The 16441-nt window shown below is 41.1% G+C and carries 14 protein-coding genes; 8 read left to right on the top strand and 6 right to left on the bottom strand.

Annotation, left to right across the window (positions count from 1 at the left end):
• Positions 1 to 70: 70 nt before the first annotated feature.
• From LC608_RS07950 to LC608_RS07940, 3 genes are all read right to left on the bottom strand, one after another.
• Positions 71 to 592, bottom strand: a complete 522-nt coding sequence (locus tag LC608_RS07950; protein WP_229553021.1) for a hypothetical protein — start codon at positions 590 to 592, stop codon at positions 71 to 73.
• A gap of 68 nt (positions 593 to 660) precedes the next feature.
• Positions 661 to 1098 (bottom strand): hypothetical protein, encoded by a 438-nt coding sequence (locus tag LC608_RS07945; RefSeq protein WP_190941697.1) that lies wholly within the window; start codon positions 1096 to 1098, stop codon positions 661 to 663.
• A 250-nt stretch (positions 1099 to 1348) separates the two neighbouring features.
• The gene (locus LC608_RS07940) at positions 1349 to 2218 is read right to left on the bottom strand and encodes a DUF2382 domain-containing protein (protein ID WP_229553020.1); all 870 of its coding nucleotides are present in this window, start codon (positions 2216 to 2218) and stop codon (positions 1349 to 1351) included.
• Between the two features lie 618 nt (positions 2219 to 2836).
• Here LC608_RS07940 and LC608_RS07935 point away from each other — a divergent pair.
• The 6 genes from LC608_RS07935 to LC608_RS07910 all read left to right on the top strand — a co-directional run bounded on the left by LC608_RS07935 (position 2837) and on the right by LC608_RS07910 (position 9530).
• Positions 2837 to 3292: a CAAD domain-containing protein gene (locus tag LC608_RS07935; protein WP_229553019.1), complete on the top strand. Its 456-nt coding sequence runs from the start codon at positions 2837 to 2839 to the stop codon at positions 3290 to 3292.
• 218 nt (positions 3293 to 3510) lie between these two features.
• Complete coding sequence (locus LC608_RS07930; protein ID WP_229553018.1) at positions 3511 to 3993, top strand: hypothetical protein; 483 nt, start codon at positions 3511 to 3513, stop codon at positions 3991 to 3993.
• A gap of 396 nt (positions 3994 to 4389) precedes the next feature.
• On the top strand, positions 4390 to 5034 hold the full coding sequence (locus LC608_RS07925; protein ID WP_229553017.1) for a hypothetical protein: 645 nt from the start codon (positions 4390 to 4392) through the stop codon (positions 5032 to 5034).
• A gap of 276 nt (positions 5035 to 5310) precedes the next feature.
• A complete protein-coding gene (locus LC608_RS07920) occupies positions 5311 to 6801 on the top strand; it encodes a helix-turn-helix transcriptional regulator (RefSeq protein ID WP_229553016.1) in 1491 nt (496 codons plus the stop codon).
• Between the two features lie 202 nt (positions 6802 to 7003).
• A complete protein-coding gene (locus LC608_RS07915; RefSeq protein ID WP_229553015.1) occupies positions 7004 to 8608 on the top strand; it encodes an NAD(P)/FAD-dependent oxidoreductase in 1605 nt (534 codons plus the stop codon).
• Between the two features lie 289 nt (positions 8609 to 8897).
• Complete coding sequence (locus LC608_RS07910; RefSeq protein WP_229553014.1) at positions 8898 to 9530, top strand: PEP-CTERM sorting domain-containing protein; 633 nt, start codon at positions 8898 to 8900, stop codon at positions 9528 to 9530.
• A 171-nt stretch (positions 9531 to 9701) separates the two neighbouring features.
• Here LC608_RS07910 and LC608_RS07905 read toward each other — a convergent pair whose 3' ends face one another.
• Positions 9702 to 10826 carry a class I SAM-dependent RNA methyltransferase gene (locus LC608_RS07905; protein ID WP_229553013.1) on the bottom strand — a complete coding sequence of 375 codons (1125 nt, stop codon included), beginning with the start codon at positions 10824 to 10826 and terminating at the stop codon, positions 9702 to 9704.
• A gap of 413 nt (positions 10827 to 11239) precedes the next feature.
• Between LC608_RS07905 and LC608_RS07900 the strand changes: the two genes are divergently transcribed.
• Positions 11240 to 12637 (top strand): hypothetical protein, encoded by a 1398-nt coding sequence (locus LC608_RS07900; protein WP_229553012.1) that lies wholly within the window; start codon positions 11240 to 11242, stop codon positions 12635 to 12637.
• A 94-nt stretch (positions 12638 to 12731) separates the two neighbouring features.
• On the opposite strand, the gene LC608_RS07895 is transcribed toward LC608_RS07900, so the two are convergent.
• Positions 12732 to 13619 carry a UTP--glucose-1-phosphate uridylyltransferase gene (locus LC608_RS07895; RefSeq protein ID WP_229553011.1) on the bottom strand — a complete coding sequence of 296 codons (888 nt, stop codon included), beginning with the start codon at positions 13617 to 13619 and terminating at the stop codon, positions 12732 to 12734.
• A 94-nt stretch (positions 13620 to 13713) separates the two neighbouring features.
• On the bottom strand, positions 13714 to 14895 hold the full coding sequence (gene hemW / locus LC608_RS07890; RefSeq protein WP_229553010.1) for a radical SAM family heme chaperone HemW: 1182 nt from the start codon (positions 14893 to 14895) through the stop codon (positions 13714 to 13716).
• A gap of 418 nt (positions 14896 to 15313) precedes the next feature.
• Here hemW and LC608_RS07885 point away from each other — a divergent pair, with 418 nt between their 5' ends.
• A complete protein-coding gene (locus tag LC608_RS07885; protein WP_229553009.1) occupies positions 15314 to 16390 on the top strand; it encodes a PIN/TRAM domain-containing protein in 1077 nt (358 codons plus the stop codon).
• Positions 16391 to 16441: the final 51 nt, after the last annotated feature.

Raw genomic sequence — 16441 nt, 5'->3', positions numbered from 1 at the left:
CTTTCTCCCCCTGCTCCCTGCTCCCTGCCCCCTTGCAGTCTTAATGATAAGTCTTTAACCGGACATGATATTACTTATGACGACCAAACCATTTAGAGGCGATCGCTCCTAAAGCTGCACCTACCATTGGATTGCTGAGAAACTTAAGAATCGCTGGTTGTTCAGCCATCACTTCTTGGAAGATGTCAGGATGGCTATGATATGTGAAAGATGCCAGCTTGCTGAGGTCATCTGCATTCATGTGGTTAGCGTTGTGGGTAGAAAGTCCCAAATCTCGCTCCAGATGGCGCTCGTCTAGACCTCTTTGCTTTAAGTGTTTGAAAAATGCCCGTGCAACATCATCCCGTTCGTTAGGCTTAATCTGAGCGATCGCTTTTTGGAGTTCTGGCTCCAACTGGCTTGGTGGAATGCTGTTATGGTTGAAAGATTTACTAAACAATTGCCGACGTTGATCGTGAGATGAACGCTGGGCAAAATCGTCAAAATTTTGGTATTCCTGAGTTTGGTCAGATGAAACATCATCTAAAGACTCTGTATTACCGTGAGCCAACTCGTTGAGAATTTCGCGTTTATACTTGTCACTGCTGCTCATTTTAAATGTCTCCTTTTTATACTTGCAATCAACTGAATTAACTCAGGGTTTCTCCAAAAAATGAGTCCCTATTTATACTCAATTTGCTGAGATTGCACATCATACTGAGCCGTCAAAATCAGTTTTTTGTCTGGTGCATACATCAAAACTTTTAAGTCTTGATTGGGGAAATTTTTGTGAAAACCTTGGAGTAAAGATTTTGCTAACGGTCGGACTTCGGTCGGACGAACTTGAGGCGCAATCACGACACCTAACTTATTGTTGTCACGTACATAAGCATCTTGGACAATTCCTTTGGCTGTGCTGACAACCCAGTTCCCAAAATCTTGACCCTGTACACTGTTACCGCGTGACAACAAAGCATAGTCGGCGCTATGACTGATTCCGGACGGTAATTGAGTTGGTTGTTTAGCTTGAACAGTACCACTACAGGCGGCAGTCGTTGTTAGTACTAATACCAAGACTAAAGCTGTTAAAACCCGACGAAACTTTTGAATTATTTTCAATTTAACCACCTCATCTAAACTAATGACTCTTCTGCAATATCAATCTTCTGAAAGTAATTTTGAGTAGAAGTAGGTAGAAAACCCACTCCTACTAACTCAAAAGCAATGGCCTTTGTAGTTTAAGTAGGTTAACAAGTGGTGGGGGTTTAAGTTGCATAGCTTCTATCAAGCAGGGCGAATTGAACGCCTAAATCTAAATCCCCATCACAAAAGGTAATTGCGAATTGCGAATTGCGAATTGCGAATTGTTTTAACCTCGGTCAGTTTTATTCTCTATTCGAGTCCCATCAGCGTCAACATCTAATTCTTCGCGTCGAATGGTTTCTTGAGCTTCAACGGTTTCTTTGTCTACAACTTTCTGCACTCTGACTTCTTCTCGCAAAAAAGCTTCCTTTTGGATGTCTGGAACTTCTTCATAGAGGTCTATATGCGCTACCTCGCCCTCGCGGAAGTCCGTCGCTTCAGCAGACACAACTTTGCCTGTGTCTTGAGAAGTCACTCGCTCAATCACGACTCGCTCTTTTTCCACCGGAACAGCAACTCTTGCAGTTTCGGTTTCAACATGCTTACTAATCGATACTTCTCCGCTTTTTCGGCGCTGTTTACTAGCAACTAGCCTTTCTTGGTAGAGTTTCAAGGTTTGGTCTTCGTGAGCGCTGACATCATACAGATCCGCGTCATCTGCGTAGGTGTAGCTGTTAGAATCAGGACTGGGAGTAGTGCGGCCAGAGGTCGATCCTAGCGTAGCTGAACTTTCTACAGACGGTGTGCGATATCCTCCACGCACCTGTTCTTCATAGTCGTAGTCAAGCGTTGTATGCTCTTGATATTCAGGTAAATTTTCCGCTTGCTCTCTTGTTATACCAACGACATATACACGGTTTGCTGTAGAGTCAATACGCGATTTACCTACTGGTAGTAAGATTTTCTTGCCAAAAATCCAAAAGCCTATGTCAACAATTAAATAGCGGAATGCTCCTTGATCATCTACTACAGCATCATTTACTGTACCAATCTTCTCATCAGTTCCTTGAACATACACACCCATTCCTTTGATGTCGTTACCTTCAAGAGTATTAGGGTAGTCTGGATCAAATTCACTTATTTTTTGGAGTGGCATTATTTGATTCCTTAAAATCTTGCTGTGTCTTTTTATAAATTACACAATTTAGTTTATATTTATCTTCTCTCCGAGGATTGAGTTAAATCATCTTGATATTTAATCAATCGAAGTAATTAAATATAGTCTCATAACCCACAAGTATGATATAAAACAATCTTTTAGTATTAATGTATTACTAATTATAAAATTCATTTTAACTAGATTTTTGTAAATACTGTGACTAGTTTCTAGCATTTATGTGACTACTTTCTAGCAGTAAATCTAAAAACTAAAATTAACTAAATCAATACATACCATCAAATCTAGCTAGTTTGATATGTTTATTAACACCTTACACTTGAATCAAAATACTCACATTATTAAAGGTTTATTTGCTTAAGTTGTAACACCTGTTATCTCAAACTTATAGAAGATAAAATCTATGCCAAAAGATTGATGAGAAGTAAATCTAAAAATGTCTAAATATTATTAAAGTCCTAATAAATTTGCAAATAAATATTTAGCTGTGCCGCTAAGGAGTAATAAATCTAGTTCCAAAGCAAGCGTTGACAAAATTGATAATAACAAAGTGAAAACTTTAAAACTGCTCTCATTGCAGAAAATCAGGAGATTATTATGAATACCGAATTACAGCAAGAGCAGTATGTCGATACTGCCTCTCCAAACCAGATAGAAGCACTTAAAGGTTCAGAGCCTGGAAACCTGGCAATGTTGCCACCCGCCTCGGAAAATGAAGAACAATGGCAAAAAATTGGTAGACAGATTTCTATATTTTTGGCAAAAATACCTGAGTACATAGGTAGATTCTACCAAGAATACAAATTGCTGATTATCAGCTTTGCGTTGCTTGTGATAACAGTTACGGCACTAAGGATTTTTCTAGCGGTACTCAACGCCATAAATGATATTCCCCTAGTTTCTCCATTTCTCCAATTAATTGGACTTGGTTACACAATTTGGTTTACTTTCCGCTATTTGCTCAAAGATTCGACTCGGCAAGAATTAACAGCAGAAATTCACTTGCTTAAAAACCAAACTCTAGGCAGAGAAGAATCACAGACTTTAAGCTAACTAAAGTATAGTGACGGATACAGTGTATTTAAACTTTTGGTCAAGTAAAAAGCTGAGTTTTGCTTGACCATTGTATAAAACTGTAGATTCTTGGTGTTCTTCTCTAACGAGACGCTACGCGATGGCATTCTTGGCAGTTCGATAAATTAAGCTTTTTAGCGCTTTTGCGTAAGTCCTATCTTATACCACATCAGCTAATTAGCAGGAAAAGAAAATGTATGATCAAGACAAATAAATTAGCTTCACTGACAACAACAGTATTTCTTTCAACATTACTAACAGTCCCTTTGCTTAATAGCTGCGGCGGAGGTTCCCAAAATGCTACGCCACCTCCAATTGACGATACTGTTGGGAGAAATTTAAATAATCGCGCTCCCGTAAATCAACCCCAAGCTAGGAAGGGATTAAGTACAGGGCAGAAAGTGGCAATCTTGGCAGGAGCTGCTGGACTTTACTACCTCTACAATCAGCGAAAGAATGCCCAAGGAACGGGAGCGCAAGGGAAATACTACCTTTCTAAGAATGGGCGTGTTTACTATCGAGATGCTCAAAATCGCCCCGTCTGGGTAACACCGCCACAAGAGGGCATTCGTGTTCCACAGGAGGAGGCACAACAATACCGGGACTTTCAAGGATATAACAACAGTCCCACAGGGCGAGACTTAAGGGGTTTGGGTTCAGGTACTGTTCCGACAAATTAATTTTTGTACAGATTATAAATAGATGGCGTTTAACCGTCATTCTATTTTTTAATAGAAACTTTTTCCGGATTTAAAGTTAATAATACTCAGAAAGATAATATAATATTAAGCATTTTATACTTTCTCAAAAAATTCTTTCTTAAAATTTTATATGAGTAGATAAAAATGTTATTTAATTGTTGAAAAGATTTTGACCTCTAATTTTTGTACAACAGTGTTTTGAGTCTCAGGATGTTTTCAAAATTCAAACCGGAGTCTTATATACTAATAGTTATACTTTTATCAAAGTAAGAGTAACCTTTGATAGATGATTTTGAAAAAATATAACAATTAATATATTGAAAGTAATTACTTTACCGTTGATAGTTTAGTGAAATCACAGTTTAGGAGTCACAAATGAATTTATTAGAAAAAATCTTCGGTGGCGGTGAGGTACCAGAAAATGACTACCGCAATTTTGTCAACCGCTATGAGCAAGGTTTACCTCATGAGGGATACTCAGATGAAGAAGTTTTAAACCGTTATCAGCAAGTATCTAGACAATTACCTCCAGACCTTTATCAGGAATCTGCACAAGAAGCCTTTAGTCGGATGTCACCACAAGAGCGGATGCAGTTTGGTCGCTCTCTTCAACAGCAGACACGCTCTTCAAACTTAAATTTCCCCGATCTAAACCAAGATGGTATAGACGATCGCTTTCAAGACCCAAATTATCTTGCTCAAACAACAGGCCGGGTTCACCAGCAACAACCAGATATACTCAGTCAAATTATGAGTGGTGCTGTGGGGAGCTTTACAGGTGGTCAAGGTAGTAACATTATGAGCAATCCATTAGCTAAGGGAGCGATGGCTGGTATAGCGGCCCTAGCTGTCAAAAAGTTGATGCAAAGAGGCAACCAAGGAAATTCCGGGCAGTATGGTAACGTCCGCCCAGCTAGCGAAGACCCCTACGGCGATCCGGCGGATTACAGGCAGTATGGTAACGTCCGCCCAGCTAGCGAAGACCCCTACGGCGATCCGGCTGACCAACAGTATCGCTAGTAACCTCAAGCAGCAAAGCTGCAATTCGTAATTACAATCAGTGAAAGCTTGAACTCATCACTGATAATTATGGTCAAGTAAAAATCAATTTTTTTACTTGACCACTTTTTATTAGATTGGTATTACCTAGTAGAAAATCTCTTGCATTGTTGGTGGTTTTTTAAAGCGACCAAAAGCGACTGAGAGTTATATTCTAGCAAGGTCAAGTACAAGAAATTCAGGCTTTATTTCATTATTGTAAATTACTTACGTGAGCAGTAGATTGGTAGGATAAAAATGAAACACTTAGCAAAAACATTATATAGTAAACTTCTGCATTTATTTCACCAGTTAATGGAAATTACCATTTCCACTAATCTAAATTCAAAGGAAACTAATATTGCTCTTGATGAAGAATCTCTGGAACACTCGACTACCCAATTAAAAAAGCAAATTCCTCTTCAAGACAGAGTTAATAAAGATGAGCAAAATTTACTATTAAATTACCAGTATTCAGCAAAACCTCGGCAATTCAAAAAAGCTTCTTTATTTCCTGATAGTAAGACTAATGTTGCTGCTTTGTCGCTAGTTTTGTATGGAGTTGCTGAAGTCTTATCTCAAAAAATGAATCTGTCATGGAAAAGTCAAGTAAATAATACTTTTAGTTATGAAAGAGAAGCTGAAACTGGAAAAGGAAAAATCTTTTACTATGTAACAGATAATCCCGAAACTCCACAACCAGAAACACTGGCAGAAGAGGCAGCTTTAGTTGTTATAAACGAATTTGATCCAAGGGCGTGTGCTATTCACCTGATTTACTGTGCCTTAGTAGCTAGCCTAGATAAACCTTGGTCAGGCAATTTTGTAATTGATGACAAGCAACTACTTGAATACACAGGGCTTGTTAAACGCAGGGATTTATGCAAGCATGAAAAATTGAGTATTTTGTACGACTTGCTAAGGCAACCTGCTCAAGTACTAGCTTGTATTGCATGGCCTAAACAGGGGAAAGCTGGAGCTTTTACTGTTGCTGATTTAAAGATTTGGGACATCAGCATAATACGAGATTTTGAAACAGATAAAACTGGCAATAACAAGCTAGTGGGTTTAAAGGTGATAGGTCAAGCTGGAGTATGGACAAAATACTTCCTCAACAAATCTAAATACCACTACCACACTGGAATTATTACTAAGAAAACCGTACAGAAACTATTTAGTATTGGTAAACAAAATGCTGGCGCGGCTAGAATGCTAGTTTGGCTAACTTTCCAAATCAAACCGGAATTTCAGGATTGTGTAATGGGCAAGACTTTGATGGAGATTGCTTACGGCAAAGACAAAGTGTCAACAGCAGAGCAAGACAGACAGCTTAGACGGCAAATGGCTGATGATTTGGAAACTGACTTGAAAGTTGTCAAAGAAGCTGGATGGCAAGCAGAACTGGAAACAGGCCCAGCTTGGTTAACAAGCAGCAAAACTGCTAAAAGACCTATAGGTTACTGGAATCAAATACTCAATTCTAGATGGCATTTTCATTTACCAGCAGAAGTACAGGAACGCTTGACGGTGGACTCGAATCAGCTAAATGCAAACAATATCCAGCCTCTATCAGGTAATCTCATTAGAGAAGCGAGAAAAGCAAAAGGCTGGTCTAGAGCATTTTTCGCTACAACGATGGAGAAAAGCGTTTCCTGGGTTGATGCAGTCGAGACGGGTACACGTCAGGTTTCTCAAAAGGACTTGCCTAAGTTGCTCAATACACTGGAACTACACCTTAACAGGTATTGATTTCAACTAAACTTTTCTTGTTTCTCTGAGGGAATTTTTGCTACGTATTATTGCTCATTGCAACTGCGTCGGGAGAGGGGTTAGGTTTTTCCATGACGTGAAAAGTCAGTGTTTATGTAAGGTTTCGGCAAAAGCCAGTATTCGTCCTGCCTCCTGCCTCTCTTGTTAATATTTTGATAGACAGTATGAATTTCTCCTCGCTATGTTACGACTAACTGAAGTAAAGCTCCCGCTTGATCATCCTGAAGATGAGATCAAGACTGCCATCCTCAAAAAGCTGCAAATCACGGACGAAGATTTGATCAGCTATTCTATCTTCAAGCGTAGCTACGATGCCCGTAAGAAAGGAGAGATCGCCCTTGTTTATATTCTGGATGTAGAAACGACTCAGGAAACTCATCTACTCAAGCGCCTGAAAAAAGATCCTCATGTAATGGTCACGCCAGACATGAGTTATCGCCCAGTGGCACAAGCACCAAGCAATTTGGCGATTCGCCCCATCGTCATTGGTACTGGGCCTTGTGGCTTATTTGCCGGTTTGATGCTGGCGCAAATGGGGTTCCGTCCCATCATTTTAGAACGTGGCAAACAAGTTCGCGATCGCACTGCTGATACTTTTGGCTTTTGGAAGAAAAAATCAGATTTCAACCCCGAATCTAATGCCCAGTTTGGCGAAGGTGGGGCGGGTACATTCTCCGATGGCAAACTCTACAGTCAAGTTAAAGATCCTCAGCATTATGGGCGCAAGGTACTAACCGAACTCGTCAATGCAGGAGCCTCACCGGAAATTCTCTATATCAACAAACCGCACATTGGCACTTTTAAACTAGTTGGAATCGTCCAAAGTATGCGTGCCAAAATCGAATCCCTCGGCGGTGAAATTCGCTTTCAAAGCCGGGTGGAAGATATCAACATCGAAAATGCACAGGTGCGGGGAGTCACCCTCGCTAGTGGGGAATATATCGCCAGCAATCATGTAGTTCTCGCAGTGGGTCATAGCGCCCGTGATACCTTCCAAATGCTATTTGATCGTGGAGTTTACATAGAACCGAAACCATTTTCCATTGGCTTTCGGGTCGAACATCCCCAGACTCTCATCGACCAATGTCGTTTCGGCGCTCAAGCGGGTCATAAGCTTTTAGGTGCTGCCGATTACAAACTGGTTCACCACTGTCAAAATGGTCGTTCCGTCTATAGTTTCTGTATGTGTCCGGGGGGCTTGGTGGTTGCAGCCGCATCAGAGCCGGGGCGACTTGTTACCAATGGGATGAGCCAATACTCTCGGAATGAGCGCAATGCCAATAGTGCGATCGTTGTGGGCATCACACCCGAAGATTATCCGGGCAATGCCTTGGCAGGAATTGATTTCCAACGGCGCTTAGAAGAACGGGCTTTTGAATTAGGCGGTGGAACTTATGAAGCGCCAGGGCAGTTGGTGGGAGACTTTCTCAACCATCGCCCCTCTACAGCATTTGGCACAGTTAAGCCGTCTTATACACCTGGGGTACATTTGGGTGATTTGAGTCAGAGTTTACCAGATTATGCGATCGCAGCCATCCGTGAAGCACTTCCCGCTTTTGACAAACAAATAAAGGGATTTGCGATGGATGATGCCGTGTTGACTGGGGTAGAAACCCGCACATCATCACCAATTCGGATTAAACGCAAAGAGGATTATCAGAGTTTAAATACAGTCGGTCTTTATCCAGCTGGTGAAGGGGCAGGATACGCAGGGGGAATCCTCTCGGCTGGTATCGATGGCATCAAGGTGGCAGAGGCGGTGGCTTTAAGTATTTTGAGGAATTAATTGCGTAGTTTACCGCCGTAGCCAGTAATTCCGATTAAGGAGCGCTACATTTATTTTTTATGTAAAGTTTCAAAATTTTTAATGAGGATATAATCCCTACTTTATCAGGTATTTAAACAAGTGGCGATTGTTTAAATATCTGATAAAAATGACACCAAATTAAGTACAAGTAAAAATAACTAAGTATAAGATTCAAAGTATCGGAGTAGGGACTATTATTTCAAAGTAAATATTTAGTAACTACATCAATAAGAATCCATATTGAACGGACTTTAAAGCAGAGCAAAAAATGAGAAAAAGTTTTTCTTTAATATCAACTTCAGTTTTATTATTTACTGGAATCGCTTGTACTTCAATTGCTGCGCCAGTATATGCTGCGCCATCTTCACCAATATGTAGCCTTAGTGATATTTCACTTGGAGGAGTTTTAGCTACAGCGTGTGACGGCCCAAATACTGGTAATGACACAGGGGAACAAGGTAGTTTGCTCCCTGACTTAAAAAATGGTCTGTTTAGCAGCTTTGTTGGTACTGGTGTGCAATGGACTTTAGCTGGCAAATCTGATGACTCGAATCCCTTTGCGATTACAGCAGCCAATAACTCTAGTTCTGGTACATGGGGTTTAGGAGCAGCATTGCCCAGTAGTACGTTTGTAGTTAGCCTCAAGGCAAGTAATGCTTACACTGCTTACCTATTCAAAGATTATGATTTCTCTAAAGGTTTAACGGGAGTATTCAATACCATTGGTGTTGCTTTAGATGGGAGTGGAAAGGCAGGAAAAGAATTATCTCATGCCTCATTATTTATCCCTCATATAGGGACAAATCCCCCTCCTACTTCCGTTCCTGAACCGGCTTCTTTGTTGGGTCTTGGTTTAGTAGCAAGTGGAATGGTAATGGTTCGCCGCCGTCGCGCTATCTGATTACACATTCTTAGGATTTCGTAGAATACAAGACTGAAACTACTTCAGAGGTTGAAGTAGTTTCAGTCTTGATAATTAAAATTTCGGAAATAGTTAAGGCAACATTAGTTGAGAGCGATCGCCTTAAATATCCTGCGAAACCATAAATCGCAAAATCTGCTCGATTTTGTCTTAGTACAACTCATATTTCATTAACTGACAGGGCAACGTTCCGTTATACACTGCAATTCTCTGAGATGATTTTAGCCCAATCGATTGAGACAGTTCCTTGTTGCCACTCAAAACAAACGCAGTCCAGCCTTTAAAGCGTTGTTTCAGCACATCGCCCAAAAGTTTATAGAACGCCCCTAAATCACTATCTCGCCCCAGGCGTTCGCCATAAGGTGGATTGCAGAATAAAACCCCACTGTCTGCGGGGGCGACAACATCAGCAAGCTCCATTTGAGAAAACCATACATGGTTATCAACGCCGCAGTTTTGAGCATTGTTAATCGCTTGCTCAATTATATTTTCATCGCGATCGCTTCCCCAAATAGGTGCGGGCAGGTTATCCAGTTGGCTATCCTTAGCTTCTTGCAGCAGCTTTTCTAAAAGAGATAAATCAAAATCGAGCCAATTTTCAAATCCAAAGGATTCACGAAACAATCCTGGCGCTATGTTAAGTGCCTTTAAGCTAGCTTCCAGGGGTAAAGTGCCAGATCCACAGAGAGGGTCATAAAACATCTGGTTTGGCTGCCAACCCGAAAGTTGAATCAGGGCAGCAGCTAAAGATTCCTTTAGAGGGGCTGTTCCAACTGCCGGACGGTAGCCTCGGCGATGCAGACTATTTCCAGAACTGTCAAGTTTAACGGTACAACTATCGCGTTCAATATGAACATTGATCCGCACATCTGGTTCATGAAGCTCTACATTTGAACGTTCGCCCAGATTTTCTTTCTGCTGGTCAACGATCGCATTTTTGATCTGGAGAGATGTGAAGTGGCTGTGGTTGAGGTGATTGTTTTTACCTGTAGTATTCACTGCCAAAGTCATGTCTGGCGTAAGATAGTTTTGCCAATCGATACTCTGAATGCCGCGATAGAGATCCTTGGCATCAAGGCATGGAAACTCATGAATATTCACCAAGATTCGGAACGGTAGCCTAGCCCAGAGGTTGACGCGATAAAGTAGGGTGCGATCGCCCTCAAAGGCTACACCGCAAAACCCTGGCTCCACTGAATTAGCACCCAGCTGCTCTAACTCTTGAGCCGCGAGGGTTTCTAATCCACGAGCAACCGTTGCAAAATACTGATTCATCCTCTAATCCAAAGCATTATCTTCACTGCTGACCCATTGACGCACTTTAGCTTAACTCATATATTGTGACATTTTCTCTTAAGTCTGCGATTATAACCTTAGTATGGTACAACGAATTAAACAGGAGGCAGAAGATAAACCCCATAAATAAATTTACTTGCTCTAAAAGAAAATGGCTGAGGGCAAAAAATATATTTTCTTCCTCCTGCCTTTCTTCGGTAATTTAGCATAACAAGCCCCAGACAAAGGAAATCAAGCCGCAGTAAGAACACAGCAAATATTTTTTGAAATAGATTATATTTTCTTCAATTTTAAGTACTACCTTAAATCGATTAACCTTGCTAATATCAAGCTGAATTAGTATTGCATTTTGCAACACAATTTATTAATTAAAATCGTCAGAGGGATAAACAATGGCTTTAGTATCTGATATTGTTCTGCTAAAAGACTTAACATCGTCATCAGATAAGGATTTGGGCCGGGTAAAAGCCGTACTTCCTGCGACGGTAAATCGGTTAACCAACCCGATGTTAGCAAGTATCTTTGGTGATGACCTGAAATTTGGTATTGCTTCCTTCAAGGATAAGCCAATGCCGCCTCTTGGGGGTTTCGCTGACTATGTATATAAACCAGAAGTCGCTTTGACAAATAATGTAACAAAAATTAAAGATAAAATCTTTGATTTGAAAGCATTTGGTGGCAATGATGGGCGCGAATCACAATTAGACGCACTTTTGTACGCAGCTTTAGATAGCGGTGGCAATCTCGCTTACAGAGTCGGTTCATTTCGTGTTGTTATAATTGCCACCGATAGTATTTATCACGTTGCAGGCGATCGTGCAGCAGTTAGTCCAAGTGATACTATTGCCAATAATGGAGATGGTGTAATCGATCCTAATGAAGATTATCCAGAGATTGGACAAGTAAAAACTGCGCTAGAAGCAAATAATATTATTCCAATTTTTCTCACTACGAGTGATGTTGCAGTCGATTACCAGACACTAGTTACCCAACTTGGTCGAGGCAGTGTACTGACTCTTGGTTCTAAAAGTGAGAATTTTGCTGATGCCATAAAAGAGGCAGTTGCTCGATCCAGAAATGTCATAAGTACTGATGTTGTTACGACAAATAGAGACGATACCTTTAGCTGGGGGAATTTTTCGGCTGGCGATAAGGTTATTTTTGCTGGGGATGGTAATGACAAGATTTCGCTTTCTGGTGTTATTGGTAACCATTACATTGATGGGGGGGCCGGTTTTGACATCCTTGTTGGTGGAGATGGTACAGACAGAATAGATGGGGGTAGTAATGACGACAAGCTTCTGGGGGGCAAGGGTAATGATATTCTTTTTGGCAGTAGTGGAAAAGATACTCTGATCGGGAACATTGGCAACGATTATCTACAGGGAGATAGTGGGAATGACTACCTAAAAGGAGGCTCTGGGTTAGATAAGTTTGCATTTGCAACAGGATCAAAGTTTGATATTAACGAACTCGGAGTTGATATTATTAGTGACTTCAATCTTAAGCAAGACAAGATCCAACTATCTAAATCTACCTTTACCGCTCTAAGTAACTCAGTTTTCCCAACTAAATTAAATTCCGCAGACTTTGCGACAGTGACGAACGATACTTTAGCAGCAAGCAGTTGTGCGGTGATTGTTTATAATAGCGCAAATGGTAGTCTTTTTTATAACCCCAATGGTTCGGCGGATAATTTTGCTGATATAAATTCCGGGGGTAAATTTGCACAATTGGGTGCTAGCTCCTTTCCTGCTCTAACTAGCACTAGTTTTGAGATAGTTTTGTGATTGATTTAGCTTAATTTTCAACTTCCCATAAGAGACTTCCAAGGAATAAAATACTCAGTAAGATCCCAGGCAAATGAATTGAACTGAAATTAATCTATAATTTTTTAAAATCAATCATTGTCTGACGGTAAGTATCTGGCAAACCTGTATCAAAACGCTGTCCTTTTACAACGTATCCTGTCATTCCCTCTTCCTGACATAATCTATCAAGACAAGAGGTTAACTGAAATTCGCCTCGTTCTCGGAAATTTTGGTTGATGTGTTCTGCTAAAAAGTCAAAAATCTTTGGCGTTAGTAAATACAAACCAAATATACATAAAAACTCATTTTCTGCCATTCCCTGTACACGCAAATGTTGTTGTGCATAGTCAATGGCAGGTTTTTCATAGAGTTGTGTAACTTCCAGAATCGAGTTTAAATCTTGCCAAACTCCTGTTACACATCCAGATGTATGAAGATTTTCTGCTGGCGTTGTAGTTAAACTAACAACGCTTTGATTAACTTGTTCATAAACATTTAAAAGTTGACTAGCACAAGATTTCTCAATATCAGATGCATAAATGTGGTCGCCCAACATTAGCAAAAACGGCTCATCTTGCACCCAATCTTTGGCACAAAATACCGCATGACCATAGCCTAATTGTTCCTCTTGCAATAATATGGTAATTTTGCTGCCTAAATCTTCGAGATATCGGCTATATTCTTGATTTTGCGGTGAAAGTTTATTTAAAAGTTCTCTTTTGGGTGGGTTCTTCAATAAATCTTCAAATACTTTTTGATCATCCGGCTGTACCACAATCGCCACTTCTGTAATTCCAGCACTAATTGCCTCTTCAATAATTGCTAAAATCACAGGTTTTGCCCTACCATCTCGATCAATAATCGGAAAAAGTTCTTTTTTCACAACTTTAGTAGCTGGAAATAACCGAGTCCCAAAACCAGCTACCGGAATCACAGCTTTTCTAACTTTATTTTTCTGCATAAATCCTCAATCCTCATCAGCTTAAAATCTCCCCTGCTCCCTGCTCCCTGCTCCCTGCTCCCTGCCCCCTGCCCTCTGCTCCCCTGCCTCTTGCTCACCCCAACTTCTCAAACAACTCCGCTAACACCACATTAGAAAACAAAAACCCTTGGGGATCAATCAAACGCAACCTTCCCTCTGCAACTTCCACCCAACCTTGATCAAAATATCCTTGCAAACACCTGCAAATCTCCTCCACCTTCTCTTCCCCAAATCCCTCTGCCAACGCCGCCAAACTCACACCCTCCGCCAAACGCAACCCCAACATTAACGTTTCTAACAATACTTCCTTTGGGGGAGTCACATCACAATCAATCACACCGCCAGCTTCCATCCACTGGTAATACTCCCTAGTTTTACGCGGACGAGTGAAGCGTTTCCCGTCAACATAACTCGCCGCACCCATACCAAAGCCATAGTAAGGGCGGTTTTCCCAATAGACTCGATTATGCCGACACTGATGACCAGGTTGAGCATAATTAGAAATTTCATAATGCTCATAACCTGCACTAGTCAAAACCTGCTGCCCCATCTGGTACATTTTGACTGTAGCTTCATCCGTAGGCAAAGGAGTATCGCCAGGTTTGTAGTAACGCCCAAAGGCTGTACCTGGTTCGATGGTAAGATCGTAGATGGAAATGTGAGTGGGTACAAGTGCCACCGCTTTTTCTAGGGAATCTTGCCATTGATCCAAAGACTGATGCGGTAACCCAGAAATTAAGTCTAAGCTAAATTCGGGAATCTCAACTTGGTGGATTAGTTCCACAGCTGCGAAAATATCTTCAACTGAGTGCGATCGCCCCGCCCTTTGCAATAATTCTGATTGAAAGGCTTGTACACCTAAACTTACCCGGTTCACGCCGGCATTGCGATAGCCTGCTATATGCGCTAAATCAAAGGTGGCTGGGTCAATTTCCATCGAAATTTCTGCCCCAGGCGCAATACCAAAATGCTTCTCTAGTTCTGTTACTATCCGTTGTAACTGCTCTATTGATAGCAGCGAAGGAGTACCACCGCCGAAGAAAATTGTTTTCAGGGGTTGACCCAATGCTGGTGTAATGGCAATTTCTTGACATAGCACCTCAACATATTGGGAGATAGTACCAGATGTTTCGCCCCGCAAGCGATCGCCCACAACAGACACCGGGAAATCACAATAAAAACACCGCCGTCTGCAAAAGGGAATATGCACATACGCAGAACTCGCAATTCCAGAAATACTAAATTTTTGACTCATTTTGAGAAAAGATGAAGTTAAGCCAACTGCGAATTAGAGACAATGAAAATGAGGTAAAAACTCAGGAGTCAGGAGTCAGGAGCTAGAATAACTCTAGAATCAAGCGTGAAATCACTTCTAGATTTTATTAAAATTATCAAGTTTGGGTATCAAAGTCTTCTTAATTCTGACTTCTGGATTCTGGATTCTGGATTCTGAATTCTGAATTATTACAAAATAAGTAGTTTTTTTCCAAGTTTTTGTCGTTTTACAACGAAACCATGAAAAATAGGAAGATAAAAGCCTTTGGTTATAATAATTGCAGATATTGCCCTACTAAACCCTTAGTGTAAGTCAATATTGATGAGTTTATCTTACCGATGAAATAAAAAATACTTAACTTTATCGGTTACCACAGTTACAGGAAAACAAGACAACCATGCTTGACGCCATTATTATTTTCTCATTTATTCTGGCAGCGTCGGGAATAGGGTTCTACAGCATTGAACTACTGCCCAATAGCACACTAGATCAGGTAACAAATCTTGAAGCTTTACGCTTAGTTGTTGCCGTCTTTGCCGCTATTATTGGTGGTGCGATCGGGCTGAGTTTCCAGACGACATATCGTCGCCTAGAATCACAAATCAAAGAAATGCCTCTGGAAGTGATTTTAACTCGTGCGATCGGCTTAGTGATTGGGCTATTGCTAGCTAACCTGATGCTAGCCCCACTATTTTTGCTACCCATCCCGGCAGATTTTGGATTTATTAAGCCACTGGTGGCAGTTGTTGGTAGTATTATCCTCTCCGTCACTGGCATGAATTTGGCAGATACCCACGGGCGAGGCTTACTGCGGTTCATTAATCCCAACACCGTCGAATCGATGGTTGTGGAAGGAACGCTAAAACCCGCCAATACCAAAGTTTTAGACACCAGTTGCATTATCGATGGTCGCATTGAAGCGTTACTAGAAACAGGGTTTTTGGAAGGGCAAATTCTTGTACCGCAGTTTGTCTTGCAAGAACTCCAACAAGTAGCGGATGCTAGCAAAGACCAAAAGCGAGTGCGAGGAAGACGAGGACTAGAAATTCTCAACCGCATTAAAGAAGAATATCCCGATCGCATTGTGATTAATACAATTGACTACGAAGATATTCCCACAGTCGATGCCAAGTTAGTGCGCTTTGCCCAAGAAATTAACGGTACATTGCTAACCAACGACTACAACTTGTCTAAAGTTGCTAGCGTCCAGAAAGTGCCTGTTTTAAATGTAAATGATTTAGTGAACGCCGTCCGTCCCAGTTATTTACCAGGTGACAACCTTGATTTGAAAATTCTCAAGGAAGGCAAAGAACCCAGTCAAGGCATTGGCTACCTAGATGACGGCACAATGGTAGTCGTTGAAGAAGGCAGCAATTATGTGGGTGGTGAACTGCGAGTAGTAGTTACTAGTGCTTTGCAAACCACCGCAGGAAGAATGATTTTTGCCAAACCCCAAGCTTCAGCATTAGCGTGAAACAATGGGATGTTTAATTCGAGTCACACTTACTAATCGGTGCAGGTTGAC

Origin of the sequence: Nostoc sp. XA010, from assembly GCF_020829625.1 — a bacterium.
Taxonomy (GTDB): domain Bacteria; phylum Cyanobacteriota; class Cyanobacteriia; order Cyanobacteriales; family Nostocaceae; genus Nostoc.
Note: the sequence above shows the minus strand (reverse complement) of the source record. Positions and strands in the feature narration are given on the sequence as shown.

Excerpts from the sequence above, each read along its gene's own strand:
- LC608_RS07940 (WP_229553020.1), bottom strand. The coding sequence starts at position 2,218 with ATGCCACTCCAAAAAATAAGTGAATTTGATCCAGACTACCCTAATACT.
- LC608_RS07905 (WP_229553013.1), bottom strand. The coding sequence starts at position 10,826 with ATGAATCAGTATTTTGCAACGGTTGCTCGTGGATTAGAAACCCTCGCG.
- LC608_RS07920 (WP_229553016.1), top strand. The coding sequence starts at position 5,311 with ATGAAACACTTAGCAAAAACATTATATAGTAAACTTCTGCATTTATTT.
- LC608_RS07910 (WP_229553014.1), top strand. The coding sequence starts at position 8,898 with ATGAGAAAAAGTTTTTCTTTAATATCAACTTCAGTTTTATTATTTACT.
- LC608_RS07925 (WP_229553017.1), top strand. The coding sequence starts at position 4,390 with ATGAATTTATTAGAAAAAATCTTCGGTGGCGGTGAGGTACCAGAAAAT.
- LC608_RS07885 (WP_229553009.1), top strand. The coding sequence starts at position 15,314 with ATGCTTGACGCCATTATTATTTTCTCATTTATTCTGGCAGCGTCGGGA.
- LC608_RS07930 (WP_229553018.1), top strand. The coding sequence starts at position 3,511 with ATGATCAAGACAAATAAATTAGCTTCACTGACAACAACAGTATTTCTT.
- LC608_RS07935 (WP_229553019.1), top strand. The coding sequence starts at position 2,837 with ATGAATACCGAATTACAGCAAGAGCAGTATGTCGATACTGCCTCTCCA.
- LC608_RS07900 (WP_229553012.1), top strand. The coding sequence starts at position 11,240 with ATGGCTTTAGTATCTGATATTGTTCTGCTAAAAGACTTAACATCGTCA.
- hemW (WP_229553010.1), bottom strand. The coding sequence starts at position 14,895 with ATGAGTCAAAAATTTAGTATTTCTGGAATTGCGAGTTCTGCGTATGTG.
- LC608_RS07950 (WP_229553021.1), bottom strand. The coding sequence starts at position 592 with ATGAGCAGCAGTGACAAGTATAAACGCGAAATTCTCAACGAGTTGGCT.
- LC608_RS07915 (WP_229553015.1), top strand. The coding sequence starts at position 7,004 with ATGTTACGACTAACTGAAGTAAAGCTCCCGCTTGATCATCCTGAAGAT.
- LC608_RS07895 (WP_229553011.1), bottom strand. The coding sequence starts at position 13,619 with ATGCAGAAAAATAAAGTTAGAAAAGCTGTGATTCCGGTAGCTGGTTTT.